This is a genomic window from Methylocella silvestris (assembly GCF_002891535.1).
In the GTDB taxonomy this organism is placed as follows: domain Bacteria; phylum Pseudomonadota; class Alphaproteobacteria; order Rhizobiales; family Beijerinckiaceae; genus Methylocapsa; species Methylocapsa silvestris_A.
The window spans coordinates 387565-399594 of record NZ_PDZR01000001.1 but is presented as its reverse complement, the minus strand read 5'-3'; the positions used below and the strand labels follow the sequence as shown (position 1 = coordinate 399594).

At 60.9% G+C, this 12030-nt stretch carries 11 protein-coding genes; 6 read left to right on the top strand and 5 right to left on the bottom strand.

The annotated features are described in order from the left end of the window. Positions 1-13 precede the first annotated feature (13 nt). Both CR492_RS01795 and CR492_RS01790 read left to right on the top strand, forming a co-directional pair. Positions 14-1321 (top strand): FAD-dependent oxidoreductase, encoded by a 1308-nt coding sequence (locus tag CR492_RS01795; RefSeq protein WP_012592567.1) that lies wholly within the window; start codon positions 14-16, stop codon positions 1319-1321. Positions 1322-1343: 22 nt separating this feature from the next. Then, positions 1344-1637 carry a ferredoxin family protein gene (locus CR492_RS01790; RefSeq protein WP_012592566.1) on the top strand — a complete coding sequence of 98 codons (294 nt, stop codon included), beginning with the start codon at positions 1344-1346 and terminating at the stop codon, positions 1635-1637. Here CR492_RS01790 and CR492_RS01785 read toward each other — a convergent pair. Then, a complete protein-coding gene (locus CR492_RS01785; RefSeq protein WP_102841978.1) occupies positions 1624-2568 on the bottom strand; it encodes a LysR family transcriptional regulator in 945 nt (314 codons plus the stop codon). The two genes, CR492_RS01790 and CR492_RS01785, sit on opposite strands and share 14 nt — an antisense overlap. A 111-nt stretch (positions 2569-2679) precedes the next feature. Here CR492_RS01785 and CR492_RS01780 point away from each other — a divergent pair, with 111 nt between their 5' ends. Further along, a complete protein-coding gene (locus CR492_RS01780) occupies positions 2680-3468 on the top strand; it encodes an SDR family NAD(P)-dependent oxidoreductase (protein WP_102841977.1) in 789 nt (262 codons plus the stop codon). Positions 3469-3517: 49 nt separating this feature from the next. On the opposite strand, the gene CR492_RS01775 is transcribed toward CR492_RS01780, so the two are convergent. The 4 genes from CR492_RS01775 to CR492_RS01760 all read right to left on the bottom strand — a co-directional run bounded on the left by CR492_RS01775 (position 3518) and on the right by CR492_RS01760 (position 7189). Further along, positions 3518-4366 (bottom strand): hypothetical protein, encoded by an 849-nt coding sequence (locus CR492_RS01775; RefSeq protein WP_102841976.1) that lies wholly within the window; start codon positions 4364-4366, stop codon positions 3518-3520. 143 nt (positions 4367-4509) lie between these two features. Beyond that, complete coding sequence (locus tag CR492_RS01770) at positions 4510-5565, bottom strand: dimethylamine monooxygenase subunit alpha (RefSeq protein WP_102841975.1); 1056 nt, start codon at positions 5563-5565, stop codon at positions 4510-4512. Between the two features lie 86 nt (positions 5566-5651). Beyond that, on the bottom strand, positions 5652-6605 hold the full coding sequence (locus tag CR492_RS01765) for a PDR/VanB family oxidoreductase (protein WP_102841974.1): 954 nt from the start codon (positions 6603-6605) through the stop codon (positions 5652-5654). Further along, positions 6602-7189 (bottom strand): dimethylamine monooxygenase subunit gamma, encoded by a 588-nt coding sequence (locus CR492_RS01760; protein ID WP_102842334.1) that lies wholly within the window; start codon positions 7187-7189, stop codon positions 6602-6604. The genes CR492_RS01765 and CR492_RS01760 overlap by 4 nt, the downstream gene beginning before the upstream one ends. A gap of 398 nt (positions 7190-7587) precedes the next feature. Between CR492_RS01760 and CR492_RS01755 the strand changes: the two genes are divergently transcribed. From CR492_RS01755 to CR492_RS01745, 3 genes are all read left to right on the top strand, one after another. Continuing rightward, the gene (locus CR492_RS01755) at positions 7588-9303 is read left to right on the top strand and encodes an APC family permease (RefSeq protein ID WP_102841973.1); all 1716 of its coding nucleotides are present in this window, start codon (positions 7588-7590) and stop codon (positions 9301-9303) included. 169 nt (positions 9304-9472) lie between these two features. Continuing rightward, entirely contained in the window at positions 9473-10609 is a 1137-nt protein-coding gene (locus CR492_RS01750) for an aminomethyltransferase family protein (protein WP_102841972.1), read from the top strand. Between the two features lie 41 nt (positions 10610-10650). Continuing rightward, positions 10651-12006, top strand: coding sequence for an NAD(P)-binding domain-containing protein (locus CR492_RS01745; protein ID WP_102841971.1), 1356 nt, complete (start codon positions 10651-10653; stop codon positions 12004-12006). Positions 12007-12030 lie beyond the last annotated feature (24 nt).

Below are 12030 nucleotides of genomic sequence, written 5' to 3'. Positions count from 1 at the left end.
CAAGGGGATTGAAATGATCGAGGAAAGATTCGACGCGATCGTGATTGGCGCCGGCATGGCCGGCAATGCGGCCGCTCACACCATGGCCTCGCGCGGCCTCAAGGTGCTCCAGCTGGAGCGCGGCGAATATCCCGGCTCGAAGAATGTGCAGGGCGCGATTCTCTATGCTGACATGCTCGAGAAGATTGTGCCTGAATTCCGCGAGGAGGCGCCGCTCGAGCGCCGCCTGATCGAGCAGCGCATGTGGATGATGACCGACAAGTCGCATACCGGCATGCATTATCGCTCGGATGAATTCAACGAAGAGAAAGCCAATCGCTACACGATCATAAGATCGCAGTTCGATCGCTGGTTCTCGAAAGAGGTTCAGGCCAAGGGCGCGCTCGTCATCTGTGAGACGACGGTCACGGAACTCGTCAGCGACGCCTATGGCAAGGTGATTGGCGTGCGCACCGACCGTGATGCGGACACGATCTTCGCCGACGTCGTCGTGCTCGCCGAAGGCGTCAACGCCTTGCTCGGGACGCGAGCCGGCCTGCGCCCGGCGCCGAAGCCCGAGAATGTCGCGCTGGCCGTCAAGGAAATGCACTTCCTGCCCCAGGAGACCATCGACGCCCGCTTCAATCTGCGCGGCGACGAGGGCGTCGTGATCGAAGCCGTCGGCACGATCTCCAAGGGTATGACCGGCATGGGCTTCATCTACACCAACAAGGAGTGCCTCTCGCTCGGCATCGGCTGCCTCGTATCCGATTTCGCCGAAAAGCAGCAGACCCCCTACGGCCTGCTCGAAGCCTTCAAGAAGCATCCTTCCGTCGCCCCACTGATTCAAGGATCGGAAGTCAAGGAATATGCCGCGCACCTCATCCCGGAAGGCGGGTATAAGGCGATTCCGGATCTCTTCGGCGAGGGCTGGGTCGTCGTCGGCGACGCCGCGCAGCTCAACAACGCCATTCACCGCGAAGGCTCGAACCTGGCGATGACCTCCGGGCGCCTCGCCGGCGAGGCGATCTTCCAGATCAAATCGCGCCGCGACCCGATGACGAAGCAAAACCTGTCGCTCTACAAGACCTATATCGACGACAGCTTCGTCATGAAAGATCTCAAGAAATACAAGGATATGCCGCATCTGCTGCATACCAACTCGAAGAATTTCTTCCTGACCTATCCCGAGCTCATTTCGACCGCGATGGATAATTTCCTGCGCGTCGACGGGAAGCCGAAGCTCGAGAAGGAAAATGCCTCAATCCGCTCCTTCGTGAAGCAGCGCTCGCTGATGGGGCTCTTTGGAGACGCCTTCAAATTCGCCCGCGCGTGGCGTTGACGTCAAGTTTTAGGAGGATGACATGGCAAAGGAACTCGGACGGGTAGAGGAAAAACTCTACCAGAACCGCTACATCGTAGACGCCGGCAAGCCGCATATTGCGATTGAGCCGCATACCATTCCGTCGCGCAATCTGCTGGCGATGACGAAAGTCTGCCCCGCGGGCTGCTACGCGGAAACCGACACGGGACAGGTCGAAATCGTTTCGGACGGATGCCTCGAATGCGGCACCTGCCGCGTTCTTCTGGAGCCGACCGGCGAGATCACCTGGAGCTATCCGCGCGGCGGCTTTGGCGTCCTGTTCAAGTTCGGCTGATCGAGTCGCGCTCCGTCCCGGCGGTTAAGGGCTCGCGCAACAACTCGCGCAGGCGCGGCGTGATGAAATCAAGGAACGCGCGCACGCGGCGGGGGGCGCGCTCGCGGCCCATGTAGAGGGCGTGGACCGCCTCGCTATCGACGAGCGTGTCATCGAGGACCGTGACGAGACGTCCGGCCTCGAGATCCTCCTTGATGTGGAATTCGGCGAGCCGCGCAAGGCCGAGCCCGAGGGTCGCCAGGCAACGCAGAGTCTCGCCATTATTGGCGGTGATTGCGCCCTGCGCCTCGCGCTCGGTTAACCGGCCGCCGGCTTGCAGCGGCCAGACCGCCGCGGCCCGGCGAAAATTGAAACCGAGACATTTATGGCGATCGAGATCGGCAACGGTGCGCGGGATTCCATATTCCTCAAGATAGGTTTTTGAGGCGACGACCCGGCGGCGCGCCTCCCCCAGCCGAATCGCCAATAGCTCTGAATCCGCCAATTGTCCGATGCGGAACGCTATGTCGGCGCCGGTCGCATAGAGATCGACGACGTCGTCCGTCAGCGTAAGGTCGAGGCGAATCTTCGGAAATTCGCGCGCGAACGCCGGCAGTTGCGGCATCAGGCAGTGCTGGCCGAAGGGAACCGAGACATTGATCCGGATTACCCCGGTCGGCGCGCGCGCCTCGCCGACAACCTCCGCGTCGAGCGCATCGAGATCGCCAAGGATCGCCTCCGCGCGTTCGCGATAAAGCTCCCCTTCGGAGGTCAGCCGCAACGAACGAGTCGAGCGTTCGATCAGCCGCGCGGCGAGCCGAGTCTCGATCCGACTGATCAGCTTGGCTGTCGATGAGGGCGTCATGCCGACGATTCGCGCGGCGGCGCTGAAACTGCCGGCGGCGACGACCTGAAGAAAGACCCGCATCTCCCACGCACGTTGATCGCTCATCGCATCATCCTGTCATTCAATGACAAGATGATAGGAATATCTGCGCCATTCAACCATCATCGATGAAGGCTTATTCTACGCCACGACGTCAAATTAAAAAGGAGGATCGTGGTGGATCTGCAATTGGACGGAAAAACAGCCCTCATCACCGGGTCGACGGCCGGCATCGGGCTCGAAATCGCGCGAAAGCTGGCAGCCGAGGGGGCGGACACGATCATCTGCGGCCGGACGCAGGCCAAGCTCGACACAGCGCTTGCCGATCTTGCCTTGGCCGGCGGCAAGATTCGCGCTGTCCTGGCGGATCCGGCGACGGCCGAGGGCGCCGCAACGCTCGCGGCGGTCGTCCCCGCCGTGGATATTCTGGTCAACAATCTCGGGATCTATGAATCGAAACCCTTCGCCGATATTTCCGACGAAGACTGGCTCAGATTGTTCGAAATAAATGTGCTCAGCGGCGTCAGGCTGGCGCGCCAGTATTTTCCGGCCATGCTGCGGCAGAATTCTGGGCGGATCATCTTCATCTCGAGTGAATCCGCGCTGATGACTCCCGCGGAGATGATTCATTACGGGATGACAAAGACGGCGCAGCTCGCCGTCTCGCGCGGTCTCGCGCAGCTCACAAAGGGCACCCGGGTGACGGTCAATTCCGTCCTGCCGGGCCCGACCCGCTCCGAGGGCATTCTCGATTTCCTGAAAAGCGTCGCCGCCGACCCGAGCGCGCCGCCGGCTGGCCTCGAAGCGCAGTTTTTCCGCGACCATCGCGCGACCTCGCTGATCCAGCGCATGATCGAGCCGGAAGAGATCGCAAGCCTTGTCGCCTTTGTGGCAAGCCCGCTTTCGGCTGCGACGAATGGAGCTATCCTGCGCGCCGACGGCGGCATTACGCCGACCGCCGTTTAGAGCCTTATGTTCGCCCCGCGCGAGGGCATCGCCCCACAGGAATCGACGCCTACCCGCGTTCGATTTTCGCGATTAACGCCTTCTCTTCCGCGTCCACCTGCGCAATCGGGTTGAAACTCGCCTTCACATGGGCGAGCGCGGCAAAAAGCGTCGGTTGCGTCTTCCGCAGGAGGCCAAGCAGGAGCCGAGGCGACGTGCTGAGTTTCATATCCAGGAACGTCGCCGAGTCGATATAATGTCCGTGGTAATCAACCGGCCTCTTATGGTCTTCGGATCGGTAGATATTTTCGACAACCTGCGCGTAAAATTCTTCAAAATTCTTGTAGCCTCCGTCGAGGCGAACGAGGCTGTTCACCCCCTGGATATCGCGCGAGGCGTGAAGAAGTTCGTGCAGCAGGATCTGGTCGGCGGTTTCCTTCGACGTGACGCGGGTCGTGGCGTAGTAAATCAGCGCATTGCTGCCGATCCCCTCGCCGATCAAGAGGTCGCCGTCATCGTCCGTTGCATAGGCGAGCCCCTTCATGGTCGCCTTGCGCTCGCTCTTAAAATCCTCCACCGCGATTTCGTCAAAATCCCAAGGCATGTCCTGAAAGACATAGGGGAGAATTGTCACCGAAGGCGACTTCGCTTTCATCTGGCCGAGGACGGCCCTGCCCGTGGCGTGGTGATGTATGAGATCCAGCTGCCGCGTCACGGAGCGCTCGTGAGCGTCTTTCACTTCGGCGAATTTTTCCCGGTTGGCCGGCTCGCTCTTCATTTTGTACGGATCGTACAGGCGGCGCCAATCGCGGAAGACGGGATAACCGATCAAAACGCCGGCAGCGGTCGCATAGGAAGTTGTGTGCACCGGCCGCGTGATTGGCTCGACCGGCAGGCCAAACATCGTTTTGTCAACCATCTGCCCCTCCGGCGCCCTCCCAGTTACCTCCGTCCTTTCTGCCCTGGAATTCTTTGCTTCGATGTGCGCCGTCGTACAGCGGCCATCGGCGCTCGGCTATTATCCTGCTTTCGCTTGCTTATTGCGTTGCAGCGCGGCCCTCGTCATAACGCTGTCTGGCCGGGCGCGATCCCGCTCGGCAGCGGCGCGCCATCGTCAAGGGGCGCCAGATAATCGACAACCGTCTGCCGGTAGCGGGTCAATCCCTTATAGTCTTGCAGTTCAGTCGGCAGATCGAGCAACACGCGGTGAAGCCGCTTGCCCCATTTCTCAACGCGCGCAATATCGGCGACGCTGAGCAGATAGCAGCGGATGCCGAACAAAATCGCATTGGAGCGCGGCAGGCGGAACAGCGTCTGCAATTCAACGCGCAAAAACACCTTTTCGGCGACATTCTCCGGGGTGACGGTGGTGCGGTCCGTTCCCCACAGCGGATAGTTCTCAGGGCTCGTATCGAGCCGCGGATTGATCGTCATCGTCCAGTTGAGCCGCCGCACCGGCTGCCCATATTGCAGTCTCATCAGAAACTTCAGCGCGCGATCGAACACGCCAAGCTGATGGGCGAGCGGCACCGGCCCATGCCATTCATGGAAGGTCATGCCAATGTTGAATTCGAGCGACCAGTCGGCCTGCGTCGTGACCATGCCGCCATCGACAAAGAGATTGTCTTCGCGCTGATCCTGCAAGGTAAAATCGCCCTGCGCCTGACGCGTGATATATTCGAACGGCTCACATGGCAGGGTTTTGGCGTCGCCAAACACAAAGGACTGTTTGATCCCCAGCGGACGATTCTCCCAGACCCAGTTCGTTCCCTCTTTTGTGAGGGAAAAATCCTGCGGATAGTCGCGCGCAAAACTCTCCATGATCAATTCAAGCGTGTCCCACTGCGCCGCCATCATATGCGGCAGCACCTTGCAGCGGCCGGGGTCTTCCTCGAGCACAATCGCCCGCTCCGCGCATTCGGCGACATAATGCTCATCGACGTCGAAAGCGGCCTGAAAAGCCGCGGTCGGGCCGCCCGGCGTATGCGGCTCGATGTTGACCGAATACATGTAGGAATCTTCCGGGAACGGAAACGGGAAACGCAACACCGCCTCGTCGCTGTTGCGGAAGGTGAAGTCGCGCCGGAACGTTTCCGCCGGCTTGAATCGCTGGTTCATCCGAATCCTCCGATTGAATCCGGCCTCAGGTCCTTCGAGCGTCCCGCGACGCCAGCGAAGCGTAAGGTCCGGTCCTTAGTCCAGTCCTACAAGTCGAGCACGATGTTTTGCGTCTTCGCCCGCGACACGCAGATCATGATCGAGCGATTGGACGCGCTTTCAGCGCCCTCCAGAAAATGATCGCGGTGATCCGGCTCGCCCTCGAGCACGCTCGTCAGGCAGACGCCGCAGGCGCCGCCGCGGCAGAGGCAGTCGGGTTCGAGTCCCGCTTCCTCGATCGCCTCCAGAAGCGTCTGGTCGTCGCGCACGGCGACCTTCAGCCCCGATTTCTTCAAGATGGCGGTGAAGGGGAGGCCGCCGGCGTGAGCGCCGCCGAAGGATTCCGAATGCAGCTTTGAGGCCGGCCAGCCATGATCGCGCGCAGCCGCGAGCACCAGCCCCATCAGCGCTTCCGGCCCGCATGTATAAAGATGCGTTCCGAGCGGCTGCGAGGCGAGCGCCTGCGACAGATCGAAGGGCGCGGAGGCCGGATGGATCGTGATCCTGCCTGCGTCGAACCCCGAAAGGATCCTCTCGAAGATCGGAATTTCCTCGTCGCGGCAGAAATGCCGCAATTCGAAGTCGGCGCCCGTCGCTTCAATGGCTTCGAGATAGGACAGGAAGGGCGTCAGCCCGATGCCGCCGCTGACCATCAGATGCTTGCGGGCGATGTGCGACATCGGAAAGAGATTCCCCGGCTCATGGGCGGCGACGACCGCGCCGGGGTGGACAGCCTCGTGCAGAAAGGCTGAGCCGCCGCGCGAGGGCGAGACCCGGCGCACGATGATCGAAAGATGGCTGCGGTCGGCGGGAGCGGAAACAATCGAATAGGCGTTCTTCCAGCGCCGTCCCTCCCCCTCAAGGGTCAGGCGCAGATGGGCGCCGGCGCCGGCCGGCGGCAGCTCGCCGCCATCAGCCGCCTCGAAGACGAAGCGCTTCAGCAGCGGCGAAATCATCTCGGTTTCGCGCACGCGCAGGGGAAGATGGTCGGCGCCGCTCATGGAAAGGCCTCTTCGATCGGGGGAACCTCGCCGGGGGCTTCCGCATCGATCTGGAATCCCATGAAAGCGGCGAGCCGGCGCGAGAAATGATCGCGAACAAACAGATTTGCGCCGCAGCCGCTGCAGGCGACGACATTGGTCGCAACATTCTCGGTGATGGCGCGGCAGTGAACGCAATAGACGCGGCGGCGGTTTGAGCCGACATGCGACAGCCGATATTCGCTGCTGTCCATGCCAAGTCCACGCGCGAGCCGGGCGACGTCCCAGACGAAGGATTCGAGGCCGACGGCATAAAGCCTCAGACCGACGCGCTCGCGTTCCAGACGATAGGCAAGCGCGTCAAGAAGTTGCGTCGTCGAACGAAAATCTCGCGCGAGGGCGTTGGCCCGGGGACCGGCGCCGGAGCCGACGCGAGCCTCGGCCAGCGCGCGCCAAAGCTCGACAGGCGCCTCGGAGGGCAACGCCGCGAAGACGCCCGGGTCCGGCTCGAAGGCATGATCGGCGACAAAAAGATGACGCCGGCCGGCGGGATCGATCGCCAGAGCCTCATAGGTCGGCCGGCTGACAATTCCGGAAACGGGCATATCGAACTCCTTGACCGCCGTCGCGGTCGCCGGGAACTGAATTTTGCGCCGCGACGCAAGATCGGATGGTTTGACGCCCGCCGGCAAGACCATGGCGTCGCGATCGCCCGCGCCGCCAGTCTCTGGAGTCGAGCGTGGTCATCCTATGCGCCCGACGATGCTTGTCAATATTATTTCGTAAGAAGAAACATATCAATGTTGGGGCTTCGGCTGCCCTAAATCCGCCTTTTCCGCCTATCTCACAGGCATTTTGCCGAAAGGAGTTTCTTTAAAAGAAAATCTTTTGACTTTTAATTCGCGTCGATGTTTCGTCTGGACATTCGCCGCGCTCATCCCATGGGCCGCGATTTCTTATTTCACACAACGTTCCCGTGAATTCCGCAAGGAGGGAAAGCGCCATGACAAGCATAGCCGAGGCAAAGGCAGGAATTGAGACGGAAGGAACGCTTCATCGAACGATCGATTGGCGCGGCGCCTTTTGGGTCGCGAGCGGCGTTCCGGCGCTTGTTCTGTTTTCTATTGGCGGCATCGCGGGAACGACCGGAAAGCTGGCCTTTCTGATCTGGACCGTTTCGATCATTCTTGGGTTTCTGCAGTCCTTTACTTATGCCGAGATCGCGGGTTTGTTCCCGAACAAATCGGGCGGCGCCTCGATCTATGGCGCAGCGGCCTGGGTGCGCTACGCCAAGCTCGTCGCCCCGCTTTCGGTGTGGTGCAACTGGTTCGCCTGGAGCCCGGTCCTCTCGCTCGGCTGTTCGATCGCGGCGGCGTATATCCTGAATGCGCTCGCCCCCGTTCCGCTCGCCGCAGGCCCTGAAGTGGCGCAATGGATCGCCGCCCATGGCGCAAGCATTGCGGGTTCCGACGCGGACAAGACAGCGGCGGCCGTCGCGGCGCTGACCCCGGCAATCCGGGAGTGGACCGCCTTCACGCATAGCATCGGCCCGGTCAGCTTCTCCTTCAACGCTTCCTTCTTCGTCGGCGCCGTCCTGATGCTTCTGGTCTTCGCGATCCAGCATCGCGGCATTCTCGGCACCGCGAATGTCCAGAAATGGATCGGCCTCACGGTCATCATTCCGATGGTCATCGTCGGCCTTGTTCCCCTGCTGACCGGCAAGGTGGACTGGAGCAATTTCTCGCCTCTCGTTCCTCTCGCCGCAGCGTCTGCGCCAGACCCCGGCAGCTGGAACATCGCCGGCTGGACGCTCGTCCTTGGCGGCATGTTCATCGCGGCATGGTCGACCTACGGTTTTGAGACCGCCGTCTGCTACACCAGCGAATTCCGTAATCCCGGCACGGATACGTTCAAGGCCATTTTCTACTCCGGGCTGCTCTGCATGGGCCTGTTCATCCTGGTCCCGTTCACCTTCCAGGGCGTGCTTGGCCTGACCGGCATGCTCGATCCCTCAATCGTTGACGGCTCCGGCGTCGCGCAGGCCATGGCGCATATGGTCGGCGGCGGGAAATTCGTCGAAAGCATCCTTGTGATGCTGATGATTCTGGCGCTCATCCTCTCCATCATGACCGCCATGGCGGGATCGTCACGCACGCTCTATCAGGGCTCGGTCGACGGCTGGCTGCCGCGCTACCTCAGCCATGTCAACGAACATGGCGCGCCGACCCGCGCCATGTGGACCGATCTCACCTTCAACCTCATCCTTCTCGCCATCGCCTGCGCCGACGCCACCAGCTTCTTCTTCATCCTCGCGGTGTCGAATTGCGGCTACATCATCTTCAACTTCCTCAACCTCAACTCCGGCTGGCTCCACCGCATCGATTCGGGCCATGTGCCGCGTCCCTACAAGGCTCCGAACTGGATCATCGGGCTGGCCGCGATCCTCGCCTTCGTCAACGTCGTCTTCATGGGGGCGGGCGCCAAGGTGTGGAATCCGATCGCGCTCTGGGCCGGCCTGATCACCGCCGCCATGATCGTTCCGGTGTTCTGCTATCGGCATTACATTCAGGACGGCGGCAAGTTCCCGCATGAGACCTTTGAGGATCTTCAGATCGGCGATGGAACCGCCACCGTGAAAAGGGCCGGAGCGCTGCCTTATCTCACGCTGGCCGGCGGCCTGATCGTTTTGTTGCTGTCAAACTGGTTCTTCCAGCTCTGAATTTAAGCCCCGGGAGGCTCCCTCCCGGGGCCTCTGAATGCCACAAAATATTCTTTAGAAGAAAGTTTCTTGACGCTTACTATGCTAGGCGCCATTGTCCTGCACAAATGGAGAGCGGACGCAACGATCTCTCCGGACGCGGACGGAACGCCACGAAGAAGGCACTGCAATGAACACTCACGTCTACTCCCGCCAATCCATCTTGAACGATCGCCACCGAGCGCTTGGAACGCAGTTCGAAGCCTCATGGAACGACATGCCGATCCCGCAGAACTATGCGGCCGATCCCTATGTCGAGACGCAAACCGTGCGCAACAGCGCCGGCCTGTTCGACGTCAGCGCGCTGCGCCTCATTGACGTTTCGGGCGCGGACGCGCTCGCCGCGCTGAACGCGATGCTGACCTCCGACATCGCCAGGATCAAGCCCGGCCAATCCTCGATCAGCAACATCGTCGACGACGAAGGCTCGCTGATCGACGACGTGCTGATCTATTGCGACGGCCCGAACGCCTACCGCATCTCGCATGGCGGCGGCGCTCTCGAAGACGTGCTGCCCGCCTTCGCGGAAGGCCGCAACGTGCAATTCCGCAAGGATAATGACACACATATTCTCTCGCTGCAGGGGCCGAAGGCGCTTGAAATCCTGGCGCCGCATACGCCAATGAACCTTGCCGATCTGCGCTACTTCGAACATCAGCGCACGAGCCTGTTTGGCCGCGAGGTATCGATCGCCCGCGGCGGCTATTCGGCAGAGCGCGGCTATGAGGTCTTCTGCAAAGCCGCCGACGCCGTGTTCCTGTGGGATCAGATCCTCGAAGCCGGCAAGCCGTTCGGCGCAACCGCCGTCTCCTGGTCCTGCCTCGACATCGTCCGCGTCGAAGGGGCGCTCTTGTTCTTCCCCTTCGACATGCCGGAAGGCGACACCACGCCATGGGAAGCGGGCGTCGACTGGTCTGTCGACCTTTCCAAACCCGCGTTTCGCGGCAAGCAGGCGCTAGAGCGCCGCCGCAGCGAAGTGCGGACCGCGCAGGCCGGCATTGAGATCGACCATCACGAGGCGATCGAGCCCGGCGCCAGGATCTTCAAGGACGGCCATGAAATTGGCATCGTCAATTCGACAACCTACAGCCGCCATCTGATGCGCTCGCTGGCGCTGGTCCATATAAAGCCCGAATTCAAGGCGTTTGGAACGGAGGTTGAAGTTCGCGGCGAAGCTGGCAGCTTCAAGGCTCGCGTCGTCAAGACGCCGTTCTACGATCCGCTGCGTCTGCGCACGCACCCGCTCGAAGAGCGCGCTCCGCGCTGACCCCTGCAATTGACATCCTATTTGACTGACGAGGTTTTCTCATGACTCGTGTTGCAATTATCGGCGCAGGGCCGAGCGGCCTCGCGCAGCTGCGCGCTTTCCAATCCGCCGGCAAAAAAGGCGCCGCAATTCCCGAACTGGTCTGCTTCGAAAAGCAGTCGGACTGGGGCGGCCTGTGGAACTACACATGGCGCACCGGGGTCGACGAATTTGGCGAGCCCGTCCACGGCAGCATGTATCGTTATTTGTGGTCGAACGGCCCGAAGGAATGTCTCGAATTCGCCGACTATTCCTTCGAGGAGCATTTCGGGCGCCCGATCCCTTCCTATCCCCCGCGCGCGGTGCTGCATGACTACATCATGGGCCGCGTTGAAAAAAGCGACGTGCGCAAATTCGTGCGCTTCAGCACGGTTGTTCGCTGGATCGATTTCGATGAAAAGACCCAACTGTTCACGGTGACGGTCAAGGATCTGAAGAAGGACGAGCTCTACTCGGAAACCTTCGATTATGTCGTCGTCGCCAGCGGTCATTTCTCGACCCCGAACGTGCCGCATTTTCCGGGCATTGAAGTCTTTCCCGGCCGCGTGCTGCACGCGCATGATTTTCGCGACGCCAATGAATTCGTCGGCAAGAACCTTCTTGTCGTCGGCAGCAGCTATTCCGCCGAGGACATCGCCAGCCAGTGCTATAAATATGGCGCGAAATCGATCACCTTCAGCTACCGGTCAAAGCCGCTGAATTTCGACTGGCCGGAGTGTTTTACGGTAAAGCCGCTGCTGACGAAACTCACCGGCAAGACCGCCCATTTCAAGGACGGCAGCGAAGCCGTGGTCGACGCCGTTCTTCTGTGCACCGGCTACCTGCATCACTTCCCCTTCCTCGCCGACAATCTGCGCCTCAGGACAAACAACCGGCTCTATCCGGCCGGGCTCTACAAGGGCATTTTCTGGCAGGACAATCCGAAGCTCATCTATCTTGGCATGCAGGACCAGTATTTTACTTTCAACATGTTCGACGCGCAGGCCTGGTACGCCCGCGACGTGATCCTCGGACGCATCAAACTGCCCCCCGCAGCGGAGCGGCAGGCGGATATCGACCATTGGCGCGCGATTGAGGAAAAGCTCGAAACAGCGTTCGACGGCATCGATTTCCAGACGGAATATATGCGCGACCTCATTCCCGCCACCGATTACCCGATGTTCGATCTCGATAAAGTCGCCGCTCTGTTCAAGGAGTGGGAGGAGGACAAGGTCAAGAGCATCATGGGATATCGCGATAATTCCTACGTCTCGATCATGACCGGCAACAAGGCCCCGCCGCATCACACAAAATGGATGGAGGCGCTCGACGATTCCTTCGACGCCTTCCAGAACCGTCCGGAAGCCGCCGCGGAATAGGCGTCGTCTCAGGCGAGGATGTAG